Here is a 24,023-nt window from a genome sequence, read left to right as displayed (position 1 = left end):
GAAGACGACGTGACGAACCACCCGGGCGACCCGACCGACGCGGCCGGCGACGACCCGATCCGCGCCACCGGCGACGGCCCGACGGGCGACGGCACGACCCGCGCCACCGGCGACGATCCGACGGGCGAGGGCCCCACCGGCGGCGGCACGGGCGGCGACGAGGGTCGGCGCACGGCGGACGAAGCGGGCCGGCCGGCCGAGGTGCCGGGGCGGGGTCGACGGGTCCGCCGGGCGGTCGGCGGCCCCCTGGCCGCGCTGCTCGTGGCCGCCGCCCTCACCGCGCCGGACCAGTTGCGGGAGCTGAGCCCGGCCGCGTTCCTGCGGCTGCCGGTCGAGGCGCTGATCGTCGCCGCCGCTCTGCTCGCCCTGCCGCCGCGCCCCCGCCGGGTGGTCGCCGCGCTGACCGGAACCGCCCTGGGGCTGGTCACCGTGGTCAGGCTCACCGACCTGGGCTTCCAGGTCGCCTGGGACCGCCCCTTCGACCTGGTGTCGGACTGGGTGCTGTTCGACGACGCGTACGCGTTCCTCGCCGGCTCGGTCGGCCGGGCCGGTGCGGTCGGCACCGCCGTGGGCGTCGTGCTGCTCGCCGTGGGCCTGCTGGTGGCGCTGGCGCTGGCCGCGCTGCGCCTGGCCGCGCTGCTCGCCCGGCACGACACCGGGGCGAGGAGGGCCGTCGCGGCGCTGACCGTCGGCTGGGTCGCCTGCGCCGCCTTCGGGGTGCGGATCGTCCCCGGGGTGCCGGTGGCCGACAGCGGCGCGACCGCCCTGGTCCGCTACCACGCGGTTCAGGTGCGCGGCGGGCTGTCCGACGGCGACGTGTTCGCCGCCGAGGTCGCCGCCGACCCGTTCCGGGACACGCCGGGTGACCAGCTGCTGACGGCGCTGCGCGGCAAGGACGTCGTCGTCGCGTTCGTCGAGAGCTACGGCCGCGACGCGGTGGAGGAGCCGGAGTTCGCGCAGGTCGGCGCGGTGCTCGACGAGGGCACCCGGCGGCTGCGGGCGGCCGGGATCGGATCCCGCAGCGCATACCTCACGTCCCCGACGGCGGGCGGCGGAAGCTGGCTGGCCCACGCCACGCTGCTGTCCGGGCTGTGGATCGACAGCCAGCAGCGGCACCGCAGCCTGCTCGCCACCGACCGGCTCACCCTCGGCGGGGCGTTCCAGCGGGCGGGCTGGCGGACCGTCGGGGTGATGCCCGGCGCGCTGGCCGACTGGCCGGAGGGGAGGTTCTACGGCTACGACCAGTTCTACCCGGCCCGGGAGCTGGGCTACCAGGGGCCGAAGCTGGGCTACTTCCTCATGCCGGACCAGTACGCCCTGTCGGAGCTGCAACGCCGCGAGCGGTCGACCCCCGGCCACCCGCCGGTGATGGCCGAGATCCCGCTGACGTCCAGCCACTCACCGTGGACGTCGTTCCCGCGGGTCATCGACTGGGACGACGTGGGCGACGGCTCGGTCTACCACCGCAACTCGGCGGTGGCCGACGTCGGAGGCAAGCCGGTGCGCCGCACCGCCGCCCAGATCCGCGCGGACTACCGGCGCACCGTCGAGTACACGCTCAAGTCGCTGATCTCCTACGTGGAGACCTACGGCGACGACGACCTGGTGCTGGTCTTCCTCGGCGACCACCAGCCGTCCCCGGTCGTCACCGGCGAGGACGCCAGCCGGGACGTGCCGGTCACCGTCGTGGCCCGCGACCCGAAGGTGCTCGACCGGATCGACGGCTGGCAGTGGCAGGACGGGCTGCGGCCCGGTCCGGGCGCGCCGGTGTGGCGGATGGACACCTTCCGGGACCGCTTCCTCACGACGTTCGGGTCCCGGCCCGACCCCGGTGCGCCGCCGGTCGCCGCGCCGCGCTGACGCAGTGCCGTCCGGGGGCGGGTCAGGCCGCGGTGACGCCAGGCCGCGTCAGGCGGCCTCCCGCCCGGAGCGGGGGTGTTCGGGCCGGGCCGCCGCGGCGGGTCGGGGGCGGGACGCGGGGGCCTGCGCTCCCGTCGCGGCGTCGCCCCGGGCCAGCCGCATGGCGCGCTCGGCGTTCCGCAGCGGGTCGCACGGGGCCTGCCGGCCGCCGCAGAGCAGGTTCTGGCAGCGGCCCGTGGCGTCGGGCTGGTGGGCCTCGGCGACGTCGTACGCCAGCCGCCACAGCAGCGTGTCCGTCACGTCGCTCGGCGGAGCCGTGTCGTGACTGGACCGGTGGTGCGTTGTGCCGGACACGCGGAAACCCCTCTCGTCGTCGCTACCCGAACAGGTTGACCGGCATTCCGGCCCGCTAAACCCGCCCCGGGCAGGCGGTTGGTCACACCCCGCCGATTGTCGTTCCCCGCCGCAAATGCGGTTGCCGGCGTCGCCCGGCCTCTGCTGTGCTCGTCGTGAGCCGTCCGATCGAAGGGAGCAGCGCCATGACCGACTCGTCGAGGTCCGCCGCCAGCCCGAGGTTCGTCCCCCTTCAGGATGCGAGGCTTCATGAGTACGTCGACCCCGGGGCGCACGCCCCAGGCGAGCACCACTAGTCCCCACCGTTTCGCCGCCGCGCCCGCGCCCCGGCAACGTCACGACGGGGAGGCCGGCTGATGTCGATCTTCGACGATCCCGGCCTGTTCGGCCGGCTCTGGGCGGCCGGCTACGACACCGGCACCAACCCCGACCCGGCCCCGGCCGTGGATTTCCTGGCCGACCTGGCCGACGGCGGCCCCGTGCTGGAGCTGGCGATCGGGACGGGCCGGGTGGCCCTGCCCCTGGCGGCGCGCGGCCTCACCGTCGAGGGCGTCGAGGCGTCGCCGGGGATGGTGGCGCGGATGCGCGCCAAGCCGGGTGGCGACGGCATCCCGGTGGCGATCGGCGACATGGCCGACGTGCCGGTGACGGGGCCCTACCGCCTGGCCTACCTGGTGTTCAACACGCTGTTCAACCTCGTCGACGAGTCCCGACAGCAGGACTGCTTCCGCAACGTGGCCCGGGTGCTGGCGCCCGGCGGCGCGTTCGTCGTCGAGGCGTTCGTCCCCGACCCGGCCGGCTTCGACCGCGACGAGCAGCTTCAGGTGCGCGAGGTGACCGAGGACTCGGTGACCCTGCGGGTGCACCGCTACGACCGGCCCGCGCAGCGGTTCGTCCGGCAGACCATCGTCATCGACGGCCGGGGCGCGCGGCTGGAGCCGTTCGCGATACGGTACTGCTGGCCGGGGCAGATCGACGAGCTGGCGGAGCGGGCCGGGTTGCGCCTCGCCGCCCGGTACGCCGACTTCGACCGGCGGCCGTTCGACGCCGACAGCCGCTCGCACGTCTCGGTGTACCGCCTGCGGTGACGGGCCCGACGCGCCGGCCGGCACCCGCCCGGCCGGCGCGTCGGGGCCACCCGGCCGGCGCGGGTCCCGCCCACGGCGAACCGAGTGGTCCAACCAGTTGACGGGTTGATGTGGGCGGGGCCACACTGCACCGCATGACCTTCGTCCCTGTCCCCCGGGGTTCCGTCTCCGACCACGTCTTCGCCCAGCTCCGCGACGCCGTCGTCAGCGGCGCGTACCGGCCCGGCGACACCCTGCCCGGCGAGCGGGAGCTGGCCGCCGCGTTCGCGGTGAACCGGCACGCCGTGCGCGAGGCGCTGCGCCGCCTGCAACAGCTCGGCCTGGTCCGGGTCAGCCAGGGCGGCGCGACCCGGGTGCTCGACTGGCGGGTGCACGCGGGGCTCGACCTCGCCCTGTCCCTGGTCCGCTCCGGCGACGTCCTGCCGGTCGACACTCTGGTGCGGGACATGCTGGAGATGCGTGCCTGCATCGGCGTCGACGCCGCCCGGCTCTGCGCCGAACGGGCCGACGCGGCAACGCGGCAGACCGTCACCCGCGCCGTCGAGGAGTACGCCGCGCTCGCGCCCGACCTGCCCCGGATGGCCGAGGCCAACATCACCCTGTGGCGGCACGTCGTGCGCGGCTGCGGCAACACCGCGTACCTGCTGGGCTTCAACAGCCTCGTGGCCGGCGCGCTCGCCGTCGGCGAGGTGCCGCCGCAGCGGCGCGCCGCCGAGCTGCTCGACGTCGCCGGGCACCGGCGGCTCGCCGCCGCGATCGCCGACGGCCGGGGCGACGACGCCGCGCGGCAGGCCCGGTCCCTGCTCACCGCCGCCCTCGCCGCCCCCGCCGCGCCGGGACAGGAGTGCCGCGCATGATCCCCGCCGTGCTCTACGCCGTGCCCGCGTTCCTGCTGCTCATCGTCGTGGAGGCGCTGTCCTACCGGTTCGCCCCCGACGACGACGAACGCGGCTACGAACTGCGCGACACCGCCACGAGCCTCACCATGGGGGCGGGCAGCCAGGTGATCGGCTTCCCGTGGAAGCTGCTCACCATCGGCCTGTACGCCGGGCTGTGGACCGTCGCGCCGGTGCAGCTCTCCCCCACCAGCGTCTGGACCTGGGTGCTGCTGTTCCTCGCCGACGACCTGGCCTACTACTGGTTCCACCGCACCCACCACGAGGTGCGGCTGTTCTGGGCCAGCCACGTGGTGCACCACTCCAGCAGGTTCTACAACCTGTCGACCGCGCTACGGCAGAGCTGGACGCCGATGACGTCGCTGCCGTTCTGGCTGCCGCTGGCCCTGCTCGGCATCCCGCCGTGGATGATCTTCCTTCAGCAGTCGGTCAGCCTGCTGTACCAGTTCTTCCTGCACACCGAGCGGATCCGGGTGCTGCCCCGGCCGATCGAGTGGGTGTTCAACACCCCGTCGCACCACCGCGTCCACCACGGCGTGAACGCCGAGTACCTGGACCGCAACTACGGCGGCATCCTGATCGTCTGGGACCGCCTGTTCGGCACCTTCGAGCCGGAACGCGCCCCCGCCCGGTACGGGCTGACCACGAACATCGGCACCTACAACCCCCTGCGGGTGGCCACCCACGAGTACGCGGCGATCTGGGCCGACGTCCGCGCGGCGGCGTCCTGGCGGCACCGGCTGGGCCACCTGTTCCGCCGGCCCGGCTGGCGGCCGCTGCCAGATCCGGCGGGGGCGGTCCGGGCCGCCGGGGGCACCCGGTGAGGCGGCTCGCGCCGTTCGGGCTGGTCGCCGCCGTCGAGCTGGTCGGCGTGGCGCTCGACAACCCGGTGCTCCAGTGGCTGGCCAAGCCGCTGCTGGCCCCGCTGCTGCTGCTCTGGCTGCTGTGGCCCGGCCCCGGCGGTCCCGGTGCCGGGCGGGCCCCCGCCGGGGCGGCGCGCACGGGCGGGCGGCGGCGCTTCGACGCGTTCGCGCTCGGGCTGGTCTTCGCCACGGCCGGCGACGTGGCGCTGCTGCTGCCCGGCGAACCCGCGTTCCTGGTCGGCATGGGCTTCTTCCTCGGCACCCAGGTCAGCCTCGTCGTGGCGTTCACCCGGCACCGGCGGCCGCCCGTGGCGGCGGTCGCCGGCTACCTGGCCCTGTGGGCGCTGGCCAACGCCGCCCTGTGGGGCCCGCTCGGGGCGCTGCGGCTGCCCGTGCTCGGCTACAGCCTCGCGCTGTGCCTGATGGCCGCCGCGGCGGCCGGCGTCTCGGCGCGCGCGGCGGCGGGCGGGGCGCTCTTCCTCGTGTCCGACCTGCTGATCGGCGTGGACGCGGCCGGCACCGCCCTGCCCGGCCACGGCCTGCTGGTGATGGGCACCTACATCGCCGCGCTGCTGCTGCTCACCACGGCGTGGACGGCGGCCGGCGGCCCGGGTGCGGCCGACCGTCCGCGCCGCACCGGGGCCGCCGGCCGCGCGGCGCGGCGCGGCCCGGCGGCACCCTGACCCGCCGCCGGCCCGCCCCGGTGCGGGGGCGGGCCGGCGGTCGGCGTGGGCGGTCAGCGGCGGCGGCCGTACGCCCCCGCGACGATCGACACGCCGATCGCGGCGAAGACGACCTGGATGAACAGCTCGATCCAGTCGACGCCCGCCGTCTCGTCGACCCCGAGCACCCCGGCGACGAGGGTGCCGAGGATCGCGGCCACCACGCCGATGAGCAGGGTGAGCCAGATCGGGATGCTCTGCTTGCCGGGCACGACCAGCCGACCCAGCGCGCCGATGATCAGACCGATGATGATGGCGGTGAAGAAACCGGTGACTTCCACTGGGCCGTTCCTCTCGAGGGGTTGTCGCGTGCACCTCCACCGTGCCCCCGGTGGCCGGGGCGGCAAACCCGCCACCACCCGGCCGGCGGATTCTTCACCGGACTGTCACGGTCCCGCGCGGCAACCGTCATGCCACCGGCCGGGCGCGGTCAGCCGGCCGAGTGGGCGTACCGGGCGGCCCGCTCGGCGAGCCACAGCCAGCGGCGCTGCACCTCACCGCCGGTCGCCGCGACCATGGCGAGGGCGTCGCCGCGCACGGCGGTCAGGGCCGCCGCGTCGGCCGCCGGGTCGTCGAGCAGGGCCGCGCCGTCACGGAACGCCTCGGCCTCGGCAGACCCGCCGAAGCGGGGGGCGACCTCGTCGCGCCAGAAGTCCGCCCAGGCCAGCTCCGGGTTCCAGGAGAACCGGGCGTACGCCAGATAGCTGATCTCGTTGGTCGGGTGGTAGGCCGCCGCCTCGGCGAAGATGGTCAGCCCGCGCATACCGGCCGCCCCGGAGCGGGTGGCCATGTCGGCGTACATCTCGGGCACCCAGGAGTGGCGCTGCCGGTTCCACTGCGACCCGGCGTGGGTGCGCAGCACGTTCGTGGTGTGCGGCAGCCGGTCGACGTGGGCGGCGGTGAGGCGGTCGCGCTGGTCGTACCAGAAGCCCCGGTTCACGCAATACTGGTAGGCGACGTCGTCGGGCAGGTCGGCGAGGGGCTGCTGCGCGTCGAGGTCGAAGATGTTGTCCCAGTAGACCTCGACGAGGTGGCGCAGCGGCACCCCGGCCGGGCCGGGGCGGCGGGCGGTCTCCAGCAGGGTCGGGTAGACCGCGCGCATCGCCTCGTACGACCAGGAGGTGCGCTCGCCGCCGGTGCGCCGGGCGCAGCGGGCGCAGGCACAGCTGCCGTAGTCGCCGGTCTCGAAGTTGATCCCGCCGACGGGCAGGGTGTCCAGCAGCCAGTCGATGGCGTCGCGGTGCCAGGCCAGGTTGTCCGGCTGCGACGGGCAGGCGGCCATCATGTACTCGCTGGCCGGGAAGTGCAGGTCGCCGAACTCGTCGATGTCGAAGCCGACCTTCTTCGGCAGCTCCGCGGCCAGGTCGGGGCGCTGCCGCAGCCAGGTGGCCAGGTTGTAGCGGTGCCGGCCGTCGAAGTAGATGCCGCCGTAGGCGTTGATGCCGACCCCGGCGATGATCCGCACGCCCCGGGCATTGGCGTACTCGCACAGGTCGCGGGCCGCCTCGACGCCGCCGTGGGCGTCGCGCAGCAGCCCGTACACGACGATGCCGCCGATCCGCTCGCGGCTGCAGAAGTCGACGAGCCGCCGGTAGTCGGCGCCGAACGCGTCGGCGGACTTGGCGTACGGGTTGAGCGCGCCGATCTCCTGCTGGCCGAGCTGCCGGGTGTCCCAGTTGGTCGAGTGGTCCCAGGTCCACAGGGTGCGCAGCGGCAGCCCGGGTGCGGCGGCGGACGCGCCAACGGGCAGGCCGGCTCCGGTGGCCCGGTCGACGAGGTCGCGGGCGGCGTACACCAGGCCGGCGAACGGGTCGCCGGTGAGCCGGATCTCGCCGGCCTCCGGCACGTCGACGTGGTGGCCGCCCTCGGGCAGCGCCGGGTCGACGGCGAGGCGCACCGGCACGGCGTCGGGGCCGCCGTCGCCCCACGCCTCACGCAGCAGCCCGGCGGCGTACGGCGCGTGCTCGGCCCCGAGCACCCGCACGCCGGCAACCTGGCGGTACGACGACATCATGTCCTCCCGAGGGTGTGGCTGGTGGCGGCGAGGTAGTCGGCCACGTCGAGCGTGGTCCACACCCCGTGCCGCCAGTAGGGGTCCTGTTCGACGAAGGCGCGGGCGGCGGTCGCGTCGGCGGCCCGCAGCACCAGCACGGAGGCGGTCAGGTCGGCGCGCGCCCCGGCGACCAGGGCGGTGCCGTCGGCAAGCAGGGCGCGCACGTGCGCCAGGTGCGCGGCCCGGTGGGGTTCGCGCCGGGCGGCGGCGTCGGCGGCGAAGGCGGCGGTGACGAGGTACGTCGGCTCGAACCGCAGCGGCGCGCCCGCGTCGGGGGTCGGCCCGGTCACGCCTCGGCCCCGATCGCGCCGAGCAGCCGCCGCATGGCGACCCGGTAGACGGCCTGCGGGCGGCCCGCGCCGGTGCTCACGTGCACGCCGACCTCCTCGGCGAAGCCGGCCGCCCGCAGGGCCTTGAGCAGGCGGCGGGCCGAGCGCGCCTCCACCCCGTACGCGTCGGCCAGCCCACGGGCGGTGACCTGGTCGGGGTCCATCTGGTGCAGGGCCTCCAGCAGCCGGCGCGTCGACAGCGGCCCGATGCGCAGCTGCTCGGAGACGCGCAGCACGCCCGGGGCGGTCTCCCGCAGCCGGGGGCGCACGGTGGTCTCCCGGCTGGAGTAGACCTCGCCGTCGGGGAAGACCACGTGGGTGTCGCCGCTGTGCCGGCCCAGCGCGAGGGCCTTGCGGGCGTTGTCCTCGGCGGCGGCGATGGTGGTGCCCGCGCCGAAGCCGACGGCGTGTTCGACGTCGACCCCGCGCAGGGTGAGCAGGGAGGCGTGCCCGTCGCGGTGCCGGGCGATGGCGCTCTCCACGGTGCCCCGGGTGGTGGTGATCACCATGGTCCGGTCGTCGACGGTGGCGAGCCGGCCGCGCATCCGCTCCGCGTGCTCCAGCAGCGCCTCCCGCACCCGCAGCCGCTGCCGCTCGGCCTGGTACGGGTCCTGCGCCCGGTGCGTCGACGCGCCGAGGTCGACCATCATCACGGCGATCTGGGTGGCCCGGGACTGGCGCACCTCGGCGGCGAGCCAGGCCCGGCGCAGCGCGTCGCGCACCGAGGCGCGGGTGTGCTCGACGCGCCACACCGGCACCCCGCTGTCGGCCAGGTCGCGGTGCACCGCGCCGAGGCAGGTCAGGCACGCCTCGACCGCGCCGGAGGCGTAGCGCTCGCGGTGGTAGGCGGTGATCTCGTCGAGCCCGGAGAAGAGCAGCCCGGAGGAGTCGGCGATCGGCAGGATCTCGGTCGGCGGGGCCACCTCGATGTCGTGGTACGTCTCGCGGACGATCTCGGCCTCGATGGTGTCCACGCTGACCCGGGGCAGCTTCCCGCCACTGGCCAGCAACATCCGCGACAGGGTCCGGTAGAGGTCGATGCCGGCGTGCGGGACGTAGTCGATCTCCGCCCGCAGGTCGCCGGCCGCGCTGGCGAACGCGTACGGGATGCGGCCGGTGAACAGCAGCACCTGGCACACCTCGTCCAGCTCGCGGGCGAGGTCGGGGGCCTGTTCGGGCCGGGTGTAGGCGCGCGCGGTGACGGTGTCCGCGCGGCCCTCCCCGGCCGCCACCTCCTGCACGAGCCGGATCGAGTCCTCCGGGCCGATGATCCCGATCACGATGCTGCCTCCATGTGGTGCGCCGCTGGCCTGGGGTGGGTGGGCTGATCAGCCGGCGCAGACCGTGCCGACGAGGCCGGCACTGACCGGCGACGCCAGCAGGACCAGCACCGAGGCGACGTCCTCGGGGCGACCCAGCGCGGCCTCGACCGCGGCGATCCGCCCGCCGTCGGTGCCGTTGGCCCGCGCCTCGTCCAGCGACCGTCGCATCAGCGGCGTGTCGATGTCCCCCGGGCAGAGCGCGTGCACGCGGATCCCCTGTGGACCGAGCTGGCGGGCCAGCGTGAGCGCCAGACCGTGCAACCCTCCCTTACTCGCGCCGTAGGGTACCGAGCCGGAGCCGGTCTGCACGCCCGCCTTCGACCCGACCAGCACGAGCACGCCGTCGCCCCTGCTCAGGTGCCGGGCGGCGTGCTTGGCGACCAGGAACGGGCCGGTGAGGTTGACGGCGATGACCCGCGCCCACAGCTCGACCGGCACGTCGCGCACGTCCAGGCCCTGGCCGCGCATCACGCCCGCGACGTGCAGCACGGCGTCGACCCCGCCCAGGTCGGCTGCCACGGCGTCGAACGCGGCGGCCACCTCGTCCTCGACGGTGACGTCCACGCCGCGGGAGCAGGCCGTCGCACCGGCCGCGCGGGCCCGCGCGGCGGCGCGGTCCGCGCCGGCGGAGTCGGCGTCGAGCACGGCGACGGCCGCACCGGCGTCGGCGGCGGCGACCACGGTGGCCAGGCCGATGCCGGACGCGCCGCCGACGACGACCACCCGCCGGCCGGCGAGCAGGCCGGCGGCGGCCCCGCCGCCGGTGCCCGCACCGGACGGCGGGACCCGGTCGCCGGCACCGGACGGCGGGCCCCCGTCGCTCACGCCCGCACCGTCCGGCGTACCGCGTCGGCCACGGTCGCGGCCTCGGGCACCACGACGGCCTGCAGGGCGGGCGCGGCGGGCATCGGCACGTCCGGGGCGGCCACCCGGGCGATCGGCGCGCGCAGGTCGGCGAAGCACTCGGCGGCGGCCCGGGCGGCGATCTCCGCGCCGAACCCGCCGGTGAGGTTGGCCTCGTGCGCGACGACCAGCCGGCCGGTGCGGGCCACCGAAGCGGCGACCGTGTCGAAGTCGAGGGGGTTGAGCCAGCGCAGGTCGACCACCTCGGCGTCGATGCCCTCCCCGGCCAGGATGGTGGCGGCGTCGAGGGCCGCCGACACCATCCGGGACCAGGCGACGACGGTGACGTCGGTGCCGGACCGGACGACCCGGGCCCCGCCGACCGGTTCCACCGGGGCGTCGGTGCGCACCGGGCCCCGGGTCGGGTAGAGCATCCGGGCCTCGGCGACGACCACCGGGTCGTCGCTGACGACGGCGGTGCGCAGCATCTGGTACGCGTCGTCGGGGGTGGCCGGCAGCGCGACCCGCAGGCCGGGGGTGTGCGCGAAGTACGCCTCCGGCGAGTGCGAGTGCTGGGCGCACGCCCCAGGCGAGTAGCCCTGCTGCATCCGGATCACCAGCGGGGCCTTCCAGCGCCCGGCGCTGGAGTAGCGGATGGTGGCGATCTGGTTGACGATCTGGTCCATCGCCACGAACGAGAAGTCGGCGTACATGATCTCGGCGATCGGCCGCAGGCCGGTCATGGCCGCGCCGAGGGCCATGCCGAGGAAGCCGGTCTCGGAGATCGGGGTGTCGAAGATCCGGTCGGAGCCGAACCTCTTGTGCAGCCCCTTCGTGGCGCCGAACGGCCCGCCGGGCAGGGCCACGTCCTCGCCGAAGTAGACGGTGTCGGTCCGGCTGTCCAGGGCCCAGGTGAGGGCCGCGTTGACGGCCTGGATGTAGCGCAGCGACTCAGACATAGACGTGCTCCCTCGCGGTCGCCGGGTCGGGGTGGGGCACGGCGCGGGCGGCGGTGACGGCGGCCTCGATCTCGGCGTCGACCTCGGCGTCGATCGCGTCGAGCCGGGCGGTCAGGTCGGCGTCGGCGGCCGCGCGGATGCGGGCCAGCGGCTCGCGTTGCCGGGCGGCGGTGATCTCGCCGGCCGGGCGGTAGTGCTGCGCGTCGCCGCTGTAGTGGCCGACGAGGCGCTCGGTCATGGCCTCCACGATGGACGGCCCGGAGCCCTCGCGGGCCCGGTCCACGGCCTCGGCGACCGCGTCGTACACGGCGTCGGGGTCGTTGCCGTCGACCACCCGGCCGGGCAGGCCGTAGCCGGCGGCCCGCTCGGCGAGCTGCTTGACCCGCACCATGTCCGAGATGCGCGACATCTCGGAGTAGACGTTGTTCTCCACCACCAGCACTAGGGGCAGGTCGAGCACGGCGGCGAGGTTGAGCGCCTCGTGCACGTTGCCCTGGTTCATCGCGCCGTCGCCGATGCTGACCACCGACACCGCGCCGCTGCCGGTGCGCTGCGCGGTGAGCGCCGCACCCGTCGCGATCGGCACCCCGGCGCCCACGATGGAGTTCTCGCCGACGAACCAGCGGCCCGGGTCCGACAGGTACGGCGAGGCGGCGCGCCCGCCGCACAGCGCCGAGTCGCGGCCCATCATCTCGGCGAACAGGCCCGTGAGGTCGACGCCCCGGGCGATCGCCCAGCCGTGCCCCCGGTAGGTCGCGGTGACGTGGTCCCCGTCGCGCAGCGCCCGGCAGGCACCGACCGGGATGGCCTCCTGGCCGTTGCACAGGTGGATCGAGCCCGGGATCTCGCCGGCGTCCTTGAGGGCGGTCAGCCGCTCCTCGAACCGGCGGATCCGGGCCATGAGCCGATAGTCGTCCGGCAGCCCCATCACACCCCCCAGAGATAATTGAGCCTTATTCCGGCTCGTTGGTTGTGGAGCCTAGACCAGCAGTCCAAGGCTATGGAAGAGTGCTGAAGCAAGTTTGTGGCCGTTATTGGTCTCTAATTTGGGAGCGGGCATGGAGATCGTCGAGGTCGAGTCGGCGGTGCGCGGCGACGCGCACTTCGTCCAGGTGCACACGGCGGACGGGCTGACCGGGGTCGGCCAGTCCGCCTGCTGGGGCTACCCGACGGCGGTGCACGCCGTGGTGGAGGCGTTCCGGCCCTACCTGATCGGGGCGGACGCCGGCCGGATCGAGCACCACTGGCACCACCTCTACCGGATGGGCCCGTTCCGCGGCTCGGTGCTCACCGCCGCCGTCTCCGCCGTCGACCTGGCCCTGTGGGACCTGCTCGGCAAGCGGCTCGGCGTGCCGGTGTGGCAGCTGCTCGGCGGCCGGGTGCGCGAGCGGATCCGGCTGCACCTGCTGCTGGGCGGCAACGGCGCACAGGCCCTCGCCGCCGAGGCCGCCGCCGCCGTCGCCGACGGCTTCACCGCCGTGAAGTTCGACCCGCTGCCGGCGAACTACGGCGACCTGTCGCAGGCCCGCCTCGTGGCCGAGACCGAGGCCACCACGGCGGCGGTGCGCGACACCGTCGGCACGGACGTCGACCTGCTGATCGAGCTGCACCGCAAGCTCACCCCGTTGCAGGCCGAGGCGGTCGTGCCGGCGCTGGCCCGGCACCACCCGCTGATGGTGGAGGACGCGATCCAGATCGACAGCGTGAGCAGCCAGGCCGGGGTGCTCCGGCGGGCGCCGGGCGTGCCGATGGCCAACGGGGAGCGGCTGCACACCATCTGGGAGTTCAAGGAGCTGCTCGCCCAGGGCGGCGCGCAGTACGTGCGGCCCGACGTCGGGCTCGCCGGCGGCCTCAGCCACGCCCGCAAGATCGCCGCGCTGGCCGAGGCGCACCACGCGGCCGTGGTCACCCACAACTGCCTCGGCCCGCTGCTGACCATGGCCTCCGTGCACCTGGACACGGTCATCCCGAACTTCGTCACCCAGGAGTACTCGCCGCTGGACGACGCGCTCGCCGACGGCCCGGCCCGGGCCTGCGTGCGCCGCGAGGGCGGGTTCCTGCCCGTGCCGCAGGACCCGGGGCTGGGCGTCACCCTCGACCTGTCCGACCCGACGCCGCTGGACCTGACCGGCCGGCCGCTGACCCGCATCCCGCTGCGCGCCGACGGCTCCGTCGCGTACGCGGTGTAAGGAAGGGCCCCCTGTTAACGCCTGCGGTAGAGAAGGGAACCCTTCTCACCGCAGGCGCAGGCGGCGCGGGGTGGGCGCGGTGGGCGACGCGGGTGCGGTGGGGGCGACACGCACCGCCCCGCTAGTCCTGGGGCGGGTGGCCGGGGTGGTGGAACACCCGGTGCGCCCACAGCGGCTCGCCGTCGGCGTCGGCGATCTCGGCGAACAGGTGCGCCAGCGACGCCGTCCACCGGGCCTGCACCGGCGAGGCGCCGGTGACCGCGTCGGCGTGGGCGAAGCCCGAGCGGGTCCGCAGCACGCAGATCAGCAGCAGGTCGCGCCGGTAGATGGCGTACTCGTAGATCCCCGCCTCGTCGAGCAGCGCGGACAGTTCCGGCCACACCTCGGCGTGCCGGCGCTCGTACTCGGCCTCGGCGCCGGGGCGCAGCCGGTACAGGTGGCACACCTGCTCCCCCGGCCCGGCCGTCGCGCCCGCCGCGCGCCCCGCCGGGCCGGCGCCGCCAGCCGGCAAACGAGCGGGGCCGGCACCCGCCGGGGCGGTCACTTGCCCGAGCCGGCCAGCGCGCCGGAGACGAGCTGCCGCTGGAAGACCAGGTAGATGACCAGCACCGGCAGCAGCGCGACGATCAGGCCGGCGCTGACCAGCGGCACCGACACGTCGTACTGGCCGCTGAGCAGGGAGACGCCGACCATCAGCGTCTTGCTGTCCGAGCCGCCCATGATGACCAGGGGCAGCAGCAGGTCGTTCCACATCCAGACGAAGTTGAAGATGGCCAGCGCCGCGAGGGCCGGGGTGGCGATGGGGGCGAGCAGCCGGAACAGGATGGTCAGGTGCCCCGCGCCGTCGACGCGGGCCGCCTCGATCAGCTCGTCGGGCACCTGCTGGAAGTAGCCGGCGAGCTGGTACGTGCCCAGCGGCAGCCCGAACGCCGCGTACGCCAGGATCAGGCCCTGGTATTCGCCGGACATGCCCAGGTCGAGCACGGTCTGGTAGAGCGGGTAGATGATCGCCTGGCTGGGGATGGTCAGGGTCACGATGATCAGCAGGAAGACGATCTTGCGACCGCGGAAGCGCAGCTTCGTCACCGCGTACGCGACCAGCAGCGCGGCGAGCACCGACAGCACCAGCCCGCCGACGGTGGTGATCAGCGAGTTGAGCAGCAGCCGGGGCATGTTCATCCGGCGGAACGCCTCGAGGTAGTTGTCCAGGGTGATCCCGGCGGGCAGGCCCAGCGGGTCCTCGGCGAAGCCCGCCTGCGTCTTCAGCGAGCTGACCACGGTGAACAGCAGCGGGTAGATCGCCGCGACGGCGACGACGACCAACGCGAACGTCAGCAGGTAGCGCCCGATGCGGGCGGAGTGGCGCGCGTTCATCGCGGCTTACGGGTCCCCTCTGTGAACATGTGCCGCACGCTGAAGATCGACAGCACGGCGACGAAGACGAACAGGGCGATGCCGATGGCCGAGCCGTAGCCGCGGTCGAGGAACTGGAAGGTGGTGAGGAAGACCAGGTACTCGGGGAGCATGGTGGCATCGCCCGGCCCGCCCTGGGTCAGCGCGTAGATCAGCGGGAACAGCCAGATCAGCACGCCGGAGGCGCAGAGCACGCTCCAGTACGCCACGGTCGGGCGCAGCATCGGCACGACCACCGAGAACAGCCGCCGCCAGAAGCCCGCCCCGTCGAGGTACGCCGCCTCCAGCGTCTCCTCGGGGATGGTGGCCAGGCCGGCGAGGTAGGTCATCACGCCGAGGCCGAAGAAGCTCCACAGGGCGACCGCGACCAGCGAGAACAGCGCGCTGTGCCGGCCGTTGAGCCACTCGATCGCCAGCGGCTGCAGGCCGACGCCGCGCAGCAGGGCGTTGAGCGGCCCGTCGGGGGCGAGGATCTGCCGGAACATGATGCCGACGACGATGGGCGCGATGGTGTACGGCACGAAGTAGACGGCGCGGAAGAACTTCCAGCCCGGCGAGCGCTGGTGGATGAGCAGCGCCAGCACCAGCGGGACCACGATCCACACCGGCAGGGTGGCCACCACCAGCAGGGCGTTGCGGAAGCTGGTGCGCACCATCGGGTCGTCGAACATCCGGGTGTAGTTGTCGGCCCCGGCGAACTCGCTGCCGCCGAACCCGCTGGACGACTCGAAGCTGGTGAGCACGCCCCGCGCGAGGGGCACCAGCTTGAACAGCACGGCCAGGGCGAGCGCGGGCAGCACCAGCGCGGCACCGAGCCACCATTCCCGGGCCTGTCCCGGCCGGTGGGCCCGGCGGCGGCCGGGCGCGGGCGGGGCGTCGGCGGCCACCGGCTCCGACGCGGGCGCCGTGGAGATCGTCATCAGGGTTCCTCCCCCGGGGCTGGCCGGGCGGGGCGACGAGGGGTCGCCCCGCCCGGGGTGGCTACTTGGTCTGCTTCTTCGTGGGGCTGCGCTCCAGCGCCTGCTGCATCTGCTCGGCCCACTTGTCGACGGTGAGCTGGCCGAGGGTGACCTGCTGCCAGCCGCGGGCCAGGGCGTCGGCCTCGGGGCCGGAGAGCATCACCCCGGCGTGCAGGGTCGGCTGGGCCACCAGTTCCTGGATCTTCAGGAAGGCCGGCGACGAGGGCAGCAGCGCCTTGTCGACGTTCTTGTTCAGCGGCTGGCCCTTGCCGTACTTGACCCACAGCTCGCCGTTCTCCTTGCCGGCGAGCCAGGTGATGAACTCCAGGCCGGCCTGCTTCTTCTGGCTCCACTGGGTGACGCCGTAGACGGCGCCCTCGATGCCGGAGAACTTCTGGGCCAGCGGGGCCGCCGGGTCGATCGCCGGCCACCGGGTGACGCCGAGCTTGTCGTCGCCGAGGGCCTTGCCGAACGCCTCCCAGTTCACCGCGTCGGAGATGATGGTGCCGGCGAACGCGGCGTCACCGCGCTGGAAGATGTCCGCGCCGTCGGGGAGCATGGTGATCGACGGGGCGTTCTTGTTCGCCCAGCCCTTGGTGGTGATCTCCGCGAGCTTCTCCAGCACCGCGACGAGCTTCGGGTCCTTCCAGGACAGCTTGCCGGCGAGCAGGGCCCGGATGTCGTCCTCGGTGAGATAGTTGCGGGCGATCTCCGGGAAGTCCCAGTACGCCGGGAAGGTGCCGGAGAGGCCGAGCGCGAGGCAGGTCTTGCCGGCCTTCTTCACCGCGTCGCAGGCCGCGCCGAACTCGTCCCAGGTCGCCGGGGGCTTCTCCGGGTCCAGGCCGGCGGCGGTGAGGACGGCCTTGTTGTAGTAGAGGACGTTGCCCTGGTAGGAGAACGGCACGCCGTAGCAGGTCTTGCTGGTGTCGAAGCCCTCGCAGGCGCCGCTGTAGGTGACCAGGTCCTTGGTGATCTCGGCGGCCTTGTCGCCCAGCGGCACGTACGCGCCGCGCCGGTCGAACAGCTCCAGGCCGGCGTTGTTGGCCATCACGTCCGGCCCGGACTGCGAGGTGATGTACGGGCCCTGCACCTCGGGGTACTTGTCGAAGGGGACGGACTGCATCTCCAGCTTGATGTTCGGGTGGCCGGCCTCGAAGGTGCTCTTGACCTGCTTCCAGTACTCGGTGCCGCCGGGCTCCCAGGTCAGCACCTTCAGGGTGACCGGGCCGTCGCTGGCGTCGTCACCGCCGCCGCCGCATCCGGTCAGCAGCGCGGCGGCCGCCATGCCGGCGGCGAGGGCGCCGGCCAAACTCCGTCGAAACATCGGGTAGCTCCTGTCACAAGTGGGGGCTCTGAGGGACGCGGCGGGCCGACCCGCCGGCGGAGGCGCTGTCGACCACGGCCTCGGCGACCCGGACGACGTGCAGGCCGTCGGCGAGCGGGACGACCGCCGTCGGCTCGGTGCCGTCGATCCGGCCGAGGAAGTGCCGCAGCTCGGCGGCGAGCGCTCCGCCGCCGTCGACCGGGGAGAGGAGCCAGTCCGGCGCCTCGGTCGGCTCGCCCTGGACGAGCAGCGTGGGGTGGCCGAGGTCGACGTGCGCGACCCCGTCGGTGCCGTACACCTCGACCAGGTCCGAGGTGTGGTTCGGGGTGTGTTCGGGCAGCAGGTAGCTGTTGCGGATCGACGACACGACGTCGTTGGCGTGCCGCAGCTCCGCCCACACCAGGACCGGGGTGGCCGATCCGGGTCGGGTCCGGGCCGCCGCGCGCACCTCGACCACGGGCGCTCCGGCGTACCAGAGGGCGAGGTCGATGTCGTGCACGGCGGTGAGCAGCGCGGGGTGTTCGCGCGGGAAGAGCCGGCTGAGGGTGCGGGGCCGGTCGCGGCGCGACGACACGGCGAGCACGTCGCCGATCCGGCCGGCGCGGACCGCGTCGTGCAGGGCCCGGTGGGGGGCGCTGTGCCGCAGGATGTGCCCCGGCTGGCAGAGCACGCCGGAGCGTTCGGCGGCGGCCACGATGGCGGCGGCGTCGGCGGCGGTCGCGGCGAGCGGCTTCTCCACCAGCACGGGCACCCCGGCGGCGAGCAGCTCCACGGCGACCGCGCGGTGCGCCGGGCCGGGGACGCACACCGACGCGCCGTCCGGCCCGGCGGCGGCCAGCAGCTCGGCCACGGTGGCGTACGTCCGCGGCACGTCGTGCTCCGCGGCCACCCGCGCCCGGGTCGCGGCGTCCGGCTCGACCAGGGCGTGCACGGGCACGCCGAGCGACCGGTACGCGGCCAGGTGCCGTACGCCGAACGCCCCCGCGCCGACCACGGCCACGGACGGGCGGCTCATGCCCCGACCGCCTCGGAGGTGGCGGCGGGGGCGGCACCGGCGGCCCGCGCGCCGGGGACGTCGGCGGTCTCCGCCTCGGCGAGGCGGCCGGCGAGGACGGCCCGGGTGAGGCGGTCCAGGGCGGCCACGCCCGCCCCGATGCACCGCTCGTCGACGTCGAAGGCGCCGGAGTGCAGCGGCGCGCCGCCGCGCTCGCCGGTCACCCCGAGTTTGACGTACAGGCTGGGGCCGAGCGCGCCCAGCAGGGCGAAGTCGTCGGTGGTCAGCGGCGGCGCGGTCAGGTCCGCGACGGTGACCACGGCGGGCAGCTCGGCATGGGCGAGGGCCACCAGCGGCGCGGCGTTGCGCACCGGCGGCATCTCGTTGGCCCAGGTGAACCGCAGGCCCAGGTCGAGCGCGGCGGCCTGCTGCCGGGCGATGCGCTCGATCACCTCCTTGAGCCGCGCGCGGGTGGCCTCGTCGTGGGTGCGCAGGGTGCCGGTCGCCTCCGCCCGCTCGGCGACCTGGCTCTGACTCGCCCCGCCCGCGATGGTGCCGATGTTGAAGGCGACCAGCTCGTGCGGGTTGCGGGAGCGGGCGACCCCGGCGTGCAGGAGGTTGACGATGCCGGCCAGGCCGAGGATGGCGTCCCGGCCCAGGGCGGGGGTGGCGGCGTGCGCGGCGCGGCCGAGCACCTCGACCCGGAAGGCGTCCTTGGCCGCCATCGCGGTCTCCCGGTCGATGCCGACCGCGCCGACCGGCAGGTCGGGCCAGCAGTGCAGGCCGAGGACGGCGTCGAAGCGCCGGCCGCGCAGGGCGGCGTCGGCGAGCACGGCGGCGGCGCCGGAGTCCTCGCCGAAGGGGATCTCCTCGGCCGGCTGGAACAGCACGGTCACCGTGCCCCGAGCGGGCGGGTCGGCCGCGAGCCGGGCCGCGACGCCGGCGACGACGCTCATGTGCACGTCGTGCCCGCAGGCGTGGCAGACCCCGGGGTTGCCCGACGCCCAGGGCACCTCCTTGGCGTCCTGGACCGGATAGGCGTCCATATCGGCCCGAAGCAAGACCGAGGGGCCCGGCGCACGCCCTTCGATCTCGGCGACGAGACCGGTGCCGGCGACACCGGAGCGAACCCGGGCGATCGGGGCGAGCCGGTCGGCGAGGATCGCCGCCGTCTGCTTTTCGGTGAACCGCAGCTCAGGGTGCTGGTGAAGCTGCCTTCGCAGCCGCACCAGATCATCAACGCCCTCGTACGCCTGCACCACGCGGATCACCCCTCGCCTGCGTCCGATAATCCGGACCTAATTGAGACAAGAACCTAAGCGAGGGGTCCTCCCACGTCAATGGGCAGCTCGGAATCGGTTAGGGTCCGGCCATGGAACGCGCCGACGCACACCTGCACCTCTTCGCCGACGGGTATCCGGGCCGCTACGGAAGGTCCCCGGCCGGGGGCGACGAACTCGCCGTCTACCGGACTTTGCGCCACGAACACGGCATCGGCCGGGCGCTCGTCGTCGGCTACGAGGGCGCGCCGGAGTTCGCCGGCAACAACGGGCACCTCGCCGCGCTCGCGGCCAGCCACGACTGGATCGCGCCGGTGGCGTACGTTCCGGTCACCGGCACCGACCGGGCCGGCCTGGACCGCCTCTGGGCGGCGGGGTTCGCGGGCGTCGCCGCGTACCTGCCCGACCCGGACGCGGCCGACGCGTTCGCCGGCTGGGCCCGGACCGTCGCCGGGCCGCTCAACGACGCCCGCGCGGTGGTCAGCCTCAACGCCACGCCCGAGGCGACCGGCCGGCTCGGGCGGGCACTGGCCGCGCTCGACGGCTGCCCGGTGCTGTTCAGCCACCTCGGCCTGCCCGGCCGGCAGCGCGCCGTGCCGGCCGACCGGGCCGCCGCCGACCGGCTCGCCCCGCTGACCGACCTGGCCCACCTGCCGCACGTCGGGGTCAAGGTCTCCGGCCTGTACGCCGTGAGCGACCCCGCCGAGGCGTACCCGCACGACGCCGCCCGGCCCTTCGTCGACCTGCTGCTGCACCGGTTCGGCGCGCGGCGGCTCTACTGGGGTTCGGACTTCTCCCCCAGCCTGGACCACGTGTCGTTCGCCCAGACCCTGCGCCCGGTCGGGCTCGACGGGCTCTCCGCCGCCGAGGCGGCCGACGTGTTCGGCGGCAACCTCCACCGCGCCCTGCGCGGGCGCTGACGCCGGGGCGGGGCGGGCTGACGCCGCAGCGGGGCGGGCGGTGACGCCGCAGCGGGGCGGGCGGTGACGCCGCAGCGGGGCGGGACGGACCGCTTCCCGCCCGCCCCGCCGCAGCCGGGTCACGCCTGCGGCGCGGCCTCCCGGCGCAGCGTCGACGACCCGGCGGCCACCGACCAGCCGGCCACCCACCGGCTGGCGCTGCCCGGTCGGGTCCGGTCCGCCAGGTGGTACCAGTCCATCCGGCACTGCTGCCGGGTCACCTCCAGCACGCCGTAGCCGTGGCCGTCCAGCTCCGTCCAGCGCACGTGCGTGTTGGTCGCCCGGAGCAGGTCCGCGCCGAGGACGCTGAGCGCGTTGCCCTCCCGCAGGCCGAGGAAGTCGTTGACGTTGTCGCTGGTCACCGAGGGCACCACGAACTCGACGGCGGCCGGGGTGGCGGTGCCGGTGGCCCGGGTGGTGACCTCGTTGGCCCACGAGGTGTGGATGTCGCCGGTCAGGAAGACGACGTCGCGGGTGCCGGTGGCGCGCAGGTGGTCGACCAGTTCGTTGCGGTCGGCGTTGTAGCCGTCCCACTGGTCGGGGTTGAGCACCACGCCGTTCTCGGGGACGCCCAGCAGCCGGCCGATCGGGCCGAGCAGCCAGGCGGGCAGCGTGGCGAGGTCGACCCGGGCGATCATCACGGGGTTGCCGACGAGCTTCCACCGGGCGGTGGAGGCGGCCAGGCCGTTCTTGAGCCAGGACATCTGCGCGTCGCCCGTGATCGTCCGGGCCGGGTCGTCGACGGCCGAGCCCGACGCCTGCTGCGACCGGTAGCTGCGCAGGTCCAGCATGGACAGCTCGGCCAGCCGGCCGAACCGCAGCCGGCGGTAGATCGCCCCGTCCGCGCCCGTGCGCACCGGCATCCACTCGGCGTACGCCTGCCGGGCGGCGGCGACCCGGTCGGCGAAGGCACCCTCGGTGGCCGGGGTGTGGTTCTCCGCGCCGCCGGACCACTGGTCGTTGGCCACCTCGTGGTCGTCCCAGGTGATCACCCACGGCACGGAGGCGTGCAGCGCCTGCAGGTCCGGGTCGGTCTTGTACAGCGCGTGCCGGATCCGGTAGTCGGCCAGCGTCAGCACCTCGTGCGCCGGGAGCACCGGCCGCACCACCGACCCGCCGGCGTCGAACTCGCCGGTGCCGTACTCGTAGAGATAGTCGCCGAGGTGCACGACGAGGTTGACCTCGCCCCGGTCGGCCAGGTTCCGGTACGCCGAGAAGTAGCCCGCCTCCCAGTTGGCGCAGGAGACCACGCCGAGGCGGAGCCGGTCGATGTCGGCGTCGGCGGGCGGCGCGGTCATGGTGCGCCCGGTCGCCGACCACGCCCCCGCGTAGCCGAACCTGTACCACCAGGTGGTGGCCGGGGCCAGGCCGGTGACCGCCACCTTGACGGTGTGGTCGCGGGCGGGGCCGGTGGTCAGGGCGCCCTGGGCCGTCACGGTCGCGAAGTCGGGGTCTGCGGCGACCTGCCAGGTCACCTCCGCCTCCGGGCCGACGCCGGAGCCGGGCTGCGCCTCGTCGGTGGGGGTGAGCCGGGTCCAGAGCAGGACCCCGTCGGGCAGCGGGTCGCCGGAGGCCACGCCGTGCCGGAACGCGCCGCCGGCCGCGCCGGCGGGGGCTGCGCCGGTCAGGGTGGCGCCGGCGAGCACGGCCGTGCCGGCGGATGCGCCGGCCAACCGCAGGAGGGTACGACGGTCGATGGTGTTCGTCATGCCTCACGTATCTACCGTCTTCACCGTCTCGCCCGCTGCCCCGCGCGCCACTGTTCGCCGATCCTTCACCGGCTGTCGGCCGTTCCCGCGCCACCCGGCAGCCGGCCGCCGGAATCCCCGGCCGGCGGAGATAGGGTCGGCAGCCATGCGGACGAAGCAGGAGTTGGGCGCGGCCATCCGGCGCGACCGGCGGGCGGCGCTGGTGGTCAACGCCCGCTCGCGCCGGGGTCGCCGCCTCTACGAGCACGCCCGGGCCCTGCTGACCCGCGCGGGCTTCGAGCTGCTCGGGGCGTACCCGGCCGACCGCCCCGGCGAGCTGGAGCGCAGCCTCGACGACGCCCTGGCGCTCGGGCCCGACCTGCTCGTCGCGGGCGGCGGCGACGGCACGCAGAGCGCCGCGGCCCGGCTGCTCGCGCACCGCGACGTGGCGCTGGGCCTGCTGCCGCTGGGCACCACCAACAACTTCGCCCGCACCCTCGGCCTCCCGCTGGACCTGGCCTCCGCGGTGGCGGTCCTCGCCGACGGCAAGGTGATCGACGTCGACCTGGGGCTGGCCGGGGACATGCCGTTCGCCAACCACGTCGGGGTGGGGATGTCGGCCGACATCATGCTGCGCACGCCGCCCGCGCTCAAGCGGGTCACCGGCCGCCTCGCGTACCCGGCGACCGCGCTGGCGCTGCTGGCCCGACACCGGGCACTGCAGGCCACCGTGCGGGCCGGGGACGCGACGCACGAGTTCCACACCCACCAGTTGTACGTGGCCAACGGCGGGTTCCACGCCGGCCGGCCGATCACCGCCGACACCGACGCCGACGACCGGCTCCTGGTGGCGTACCCGGTCGGCGGGCCGACCCGGCGCGGCCTGCTGCGGGACACCGCCCGCAACGCCGCCACGGGGGCCCGGCGCACCCTCGCCGAGACGTCGTTCCTCGCCGTCGGCGAGCTGTGGCTGGAAACCGACCGACCGGCGCGGGTCGAGGTGGACGGCGAGCTGTGCGGCCAGACCCCGATCCGGATCGGGCTGGCCGCCAACGCGCTGCGGGTGATGGCCCCCGCCGACGCCCTCGACCGCTGACGGTGCAAGGAAGGGCCCCCTGTTAACGCATACGGTAGAGAAGGGTTCCCTTCTCACGGCCGGGGGACCCGCGGGCAGCCGGCCGGCGGCGCGCCGGACGGGGCGCGCCACCGACCGGGGTCAGGACCCGTACGGTCGGGCCGCCCGAGCCGCGCGCAGCGCCTCGGCCCACCAGCCGAGCTGGTCGAGCATGGCGGTGGCGGCGCGGTTGACCGGGCCGGCGTCGACCGGCTCACCGGCCGCGTCGAAGCAGGCGTGGGCGCCGGCGAAGCTGACCGTCTCGCGGATGGTGACGGTGTGCAGTTCGGCGAAGACCACCCGCAGGGGTTCCACCGCCCGCAGGCCGCCGGAGATGCCGCCGTACGAGACGAAGCCGACGGGCTTGGCGTGCCACTGCGCGCCCACCGAGTCGATCGCGGCCTTCAGCGGCCCCGGGTAGCTGTGATTGTATTCCGGCGTCACCACCACGACGGCGTCGGCCGCCGCGATCCGCTCCGCGAAGGGCGCCCGCGGTTCGTCGGGGGCGGCGGCACCCGGCGCGCCGCCGAGCGCCGCCGGGACGTGGGCGAGGTCGATCAGGTCGACGACGAGGTCGGCGCGCTGGCTCGCCTGGCGGCAGAACCAGTTCGCCACGACGGGGCCGAAGCGGCCGTCGCGGACGCTCCCGACGATGACGGCCAGCCGGTACGGGGACTCGGACAACGCATCCTCCAGATGGGACGATGGGCCGTCCCATCGACGGCCACCCGCCGACCGTATGACTTCAACCAGGGTTGAGGTCAATTCGGACGCCACGGGGGTCGCCTGCCGTCGTCGCCGGCCCGCCCGGAGG

General features: G+C 74.8%; 24 protein-coding genes. 8 read left to right on the top strand and 16 right to left on the bottom strand.

The annotated features are described in order from the left end of the window. Positions 1-9: 9 nt before the first annotated feature. On the top strand, positions 10-1,860 hold the full coding sequence (locus LPA42_RS31555) for a sulfatase-like hydrolase/transferase (RefSeq protein ID WP_198956561.1): 1,851 nt from the start codon (positions 10-12) through the stop codon (positions 1,858-1,860). 48 nt (positions 1,861-1,908) lie between these two features. On the opposite strand, the gene LPA42_RS31550 is transcribed toward LPA42_RS31555, so the two are convergent. After that, the gene (locus LPA42_RS31550; protein ID WP_228987075.1) at positions 1,909-2,214 is read right to left on the bottom strand and encodes a hypothetical protein; all 306 of its coding nucleotides are present in this window, start codon (positions 2,212-2,214) and stop codon (positions 1,909-1,911) included. 356 nt (positions 2,215-2,570) lie between these two features. Between LPA42_RS31550 and LPA42_RS31545 the strand changes: the two genes are divergently transcribed. From LPA42_RS31545 to LPA42_RS31530, 4 genes are all read left to right on the top strand, one after another. Next, entirely contained in the window at positions 2,571-3,302 is a 732-nt protein-coding gene (locus LPA42_RS31545; protein ID WP_077937698.1) for a class I SAM-dependent methyltransferase, read from the top strand. A gap of 134 nt (positions 3,303-3,436) precedes the next feature. Then, positions 3,437-4,159 carry a FadR/GntR family transcriptional regulator gene (locus tag LPA42_RS31540; RefSeq protein WP_077937697.1) on the top strand — a complete coding sequence of 241 codons (723 nt, stop codon included), beginning with the start codon at positions 3,437-3,439 and terminating at the stop codon, positions 4,157-4,159. Further along, positions 4,156-5,022: a sterol desaturase family protein gene (locus LPA42_RS31535; protein WP_077937696.1), complete on the top strand. Its 867-nt coding sequence runs from the start codon at positions 4,156-4,158 to the stop codon at positions 5,020-5,022. Before LPA42_RS31540 ends, LPA42_RS31535 begins: the two co-directional genes overlap by 4 nt. Continuing rightward, a complete protein-coding gene (locus tag LPA42_RS31530; RefSeq protein WP_077937695.1) occupies positions 5,019-5,744 on the top strand; it encodes a lysoplasmalogenase family protein in 726 nt (241 codons plus the stop codon). The genes LPA42_RS31535 and LPA42_RS31530 overlap by 4 nt, the downstream gene beginning before the upstream one ends. A 53-nt stretch (positions 5,745-5,797) precedes the next feature. Here the strand turns inward: LPA42_RS31530 and LPA42_RS31525 are convergent, their stop codons facing one another. From LPA42_RS31525 to LPA42_RS31495, 7 genes are all read right to left on the bottom strand, one after another. Then, positions 5,798-6,064 (bottom strand): GlsB/YeaQ/YmgE family stress response membrane protein, encoded by a 267-nt coding sequence (locus LPA42_RS31525; RefSeq protein ID WP_077937694.1) that lies wholly within the window; start codon positions 6,062-6,064, stop codon positions 5,798-5,800. A gap of 149 nt (positions 6,065-6,213) precedes the next feature. Then, positions 6,214-7,797 (bottom strand): hypothetical protein, encoded by a 1,584-nt coding sequence (locus LPA42_RS31520; RefSeq protein ID WP_077937693.1) that lies wholly within the window; start codon positions 7,795-7,797, stop codon positions 6,214-6,216. After that, positions 7,794-8,126 (bottom strand): YciI family protein, encoded by a 333-nt coding sequence (locus tag LPA42_RS31515; protein ID WP_077937706.1) that lies wholly within the window; start codon positions 8,124-8,126, stop codon positions 7,794-7,796. Before LPA42_RS31515 ends, LPA42_RS31520 begins: the two co-directional genes overlap by 4 nt. Further along, positions 8,123-9,445, bottom strand: coding sequence for a hypothetical protein (locus tag LPA42_RS31510; protein WP_077937692.1), 1,323 nt, complete (start codon positions 9,443-9,445; stop codon positions 8,123-8,125). Before LPA42_RS31510 ends, LPA42_RS31515 begins: the two co-directional genes overlap by 4 nt. A gap of 48 nt (positions 9,446-9,493) precedes the next feature. Next, on the bottom strand, positions 9,494-10,312 hold the full coding sequence (locus tag LPA42_RS31505; RefSeq protein ID WP_077937691.1) for an SDR family NAD(P)-dependent oxidoreductase: 819 nt from the start codon (positions 10,310-10,312) through the stop codon (positions 9,494-9,496). After that, complete coding sequence (locus LPA42_RS31500) at positions 10,309-11,289, bottom strand: alpha-ketoacid dehydrogenase subunit beta (protein WP_077937690.1); 981 nt, start codon at positions 11,287-11,289, stop codon at positions 10,309-10,311. Before LPA42_RS31500 ends, LPA42_RS31505 begins: the two co-directional genes overlap by 4 nt. Next, positions 11,282-12,217 (bottom strand): thiamine pyrophosphate-dependent dehydrogenase E1 component subunit alpha, encoded by a 936-nt coding sequence (locus tag LPA42_RS31495; protein ID WP_077937689.1) that lies wholly within the window; start codon positions 12,215-12,217, stop codon positions 11,282-11,284. The genes LPA42_RS31500 and LPA42_RS31495 overlap by 8 nt, the downstream gene beginning before the upstream one ends. A gap of 130 nt (positions 12,218-12,347) precedes the next feature. Between LPA42_RS31495 and LPA42_RS31490 the strand changes: the two genes are divergently transcribed. Next, positions 12,348-13,478 (top strand): mandelate racemase/muconate lactonizing enzyme family protein, encoded by a 1,131-nt coding sequence (locus LPA42_RS31490; protein WP_077937688.1) that lies wholly within the window; start codon positions 12,348-12,350, stop codon positions 13,476-13,478. 121 nt (positions 13,479-13,599) lie between these two features. Here the strand turns inward: LPA42_RS31490 and LPA42_RS31485 are convergent, their stop codons facing one another. From LPA42_RS31485 to LPA42_RS31460, 6 genes are all read right to left on the bottom strand, one after another. Next, entirely contained in the window at positions 13,600-13,923 is a 324-nt protein-coding gene (locus LPA42_RS31485; RefSeq protein WP_096761644.1) for an L-rhamnose mutarotase, read from the bottom strand. A gap of 95 nt (positions 13,924-14,018) precedes the next feature. Further along, positions 14,019-14,852: a carbohydrate ABC transporter permease gene (locus LPA42_RS31480; RefSeq protein WP_077937686.1), complete on the bottom strand. Its 834-nt coding sequence runs from the start codon at positions 14,850-14,852 to the stop codon at positions 14,019-14,021. Next, a complete protein-coding gene (locus LPA42_RS31475) occupies positions 14,849-15,811 on the bottom strand; it encodes a carbohydrate ABC transporter permease (protein WP_077937685.1) in 963 nt (320 codons plus the stop codon). The genes LPA42_RS31480 and LPA42_RS31475 overlap by 4 nt, the downstream gene beginning before the upstream one ends. 61 nt (positions 15,812-15,872) lie before the next feature. Next, positions 15,873-17,174, bottom strand: coding sequence for an ABC transporter substrate-binding protein (locus LPA42_RS31470; protein ID WP_228987074.1), 1,302 nt, complete (start codon positions 17,172-17,174; stop codon positions 15,873-15,875). A 13-nt stretch (positions 17,175-17,187) separates the two neighbouring features. After that, positions 17,188-18,189 (bottom strand): Gfo/Idh/MocA family protein, encoded by a 1,002-nt coding sequence (locus LPA42_RS31465; protein WP_077937684.1) that lies wholly within the window; start codon positions 18,187-18,189, stop codon positions 17,188-17,190. Then, positions 18,186-19,439: a M20 family metallopeptidase gene (locus LPA42_RS31460; RefSeq protein WP_158229425.1), complete on the bottom strand. Its 1,254-nt coding sequence runs from the start codon at positions 19,437-19,439 to the stop codon at positions 18,186-18,188. Before LPA42_RS31460 ends, LPA42_RS31465 begins: the two co-directional genes overlap by 4 nt. 101 nt (positions 19,440-19,540) lie before the next feature. Between LPA42_RS31460 and LPA42_RS31455 the strand changes: the two genes are divergently transcribed. After that, positions 19,541-20,368 carry an amidohydrolase gene (locus LPA42_RS31455; RefSeq protein ID WP_077937682.1) on the top strand — a complete coding sequence of 276 codons (828 nt, stop codon included), beginning with the start codon at positions 19,541-19,543 and terminating at the stop codon, positions 20,366-20,368. Positions 20,369-20,487: 119 nt separating this feature from the next. Here LPA42_RS31455 and LPA42_RS31450 read toward each other — a convergent pair whose 3' ends face one another. Then, complete coding sequence (locus LPA42_RS31450) at positions 20,488-22,116, bottom strand: alkaline phosphatase (RefSeq protein WP_077937680.1); 1,629 nt, start codon at positions 22,114-22,116, stop codon at positions 20,488-20,490. 145 nt (positions 22,117-22,261) lie between these two features. Between LPA42_RS31450 and LPA42_RS31445 the strand changes: the two genes are divergently transcribed. Further along, a complete protein-coding gene (locus LPA42_RS31445; RefSeq protein ID WP_077937679.1) occupies positions 22,262-23,191 on the top strand; it encodes a diacylglycerol kinase family protein in 930 nt (309 codons plus the stop codon). 120 nt (positions 23,192-23,311) lie between these two features. Here the strand turns inward: LPA42_RS31445 and LPA42_RS31440 are convergent, their stop codons facing one another. Then, entirely contained in the window at positions 23,312-23,893 is a 582-nt protein-coding gene (locus tag LPA42_RS31440) for an NADPH-dependent FMN reductase (RefSeq protein ID WP_198956559.1), read from the bottom strand. Between the last annotated feature and the right edge of the window lie 130 nt (positions 23,894-24,023).

The organism is Micromonospora sp. DH13 (assembly GCF_020873825.1).
Lineage (GTDB): Bacteria > Actinomycetota > Actinomycetes > Mycobacteriales > Micromonosporaceae > Micromonospora > Micromonospora haikouensis.
The sequence above is the reverse complement of the archived record's forward strand: the minus strand, read 5'-3'. Positions and strand labels throughout refer to the sequence as shown.

Coding starts and splice junctions, on each gene's coding strand:
- LPA42_RS31475 (WP_077937685.1), bottom strand. CDS start 15,811: ATGACGATCTCCACGGCGCCCGCGTCGGAGCCGGTGGCCGCCGACGCC.
- LPA42_RS31455 (WP_077937682.1), top strand. CDS start 19,541: ATGGAACGCGCCGACGCACACCTGCACCTCTTCGCCGACGGGTATCCG.
- LPA42_RS31500 (WP_077937690.1), bottom strand. CDS start 11,289: ATGTCTGAGTCGCTGCGCTACATCCAGGCCGTCAACGCGGCCCTCACC.
- LPA42_RS31480 (WP_077937686.1), bottom strand. CDS start 14,852: ATGAACGCGCGCCACTCCGCCCGCATCGGGCGCTACCTGCTGACGTTC.
- LPA42_RS31540 (WP_077937697.1), top strand. CDS start 3,437: ATGACCTTCGTCCCTGTCCCCCGGGGTTCCGTCTCCGACCACGTCTTC.
- LPA42_RS31545 (WP_077937698.1), top strand. CDS start 2,571: ATGTCGATCTTCGACGATCCCGGCCTGTTCGGCCGGCTCTGGGCGGCC.
- LPA42_RS31450 (WP_077937680.1), bottom strand. CDS start 22,116: ATGACGAACACCATCGACCGTCGTACCCTCCTGCGGTTGGCCGGCGCA.
- LPA42_RS31490 (WP_077937688.1), top strand. CDS start 12,348: ATGGAGATCGTCGAGGTCGAGTCGGCGGTGCGCGGCGACGCGCACTTC.
- LPA42_RS31495 (WP_077937689.1), bottom strand. CDS start 12,217: ATGGGGCTGCCGGACGACTATCGGCTCATGGCCCGGATCCGCCGGTTC.
- LPA42_RS31465 (WP_077937684.1), bottom strand. CDS start 18,189: ATGAGCCGCCCGTCCGTGGCCGTGGTCGGCGCGGGGGCGTTCGGCGTA.
- LPA42_RS31445 (WP_077937679.1), top strand. CDS start 22,262: ATGCGGACGAAGCAGGAGTTGGGCGCGGCCATCCGGCGCGACCGGCGG.
- LPA42_RS31535 (WP_077937696.1), top strand. CDS start 4,156: ATGATCCCCGCCGTGCTCTACGCCGTGCCCGCGTTCCTGCTGCTCATC.
- LPA42_RS31520 (WP_077937693.1), bottom strand. CDS start 7,797: ATGATGTCGTCGTACCGCCAGGTTGCCGGCGTGCGGGTGCTCGGGGCC.
- LPA42_RS31470 (WP_228987074.1), bottom strand. CDS start 17,174: ATGTTTCGACGGAGTTTGGCCGGCGCCCTCGCCGCCGGCATGGCGGCC.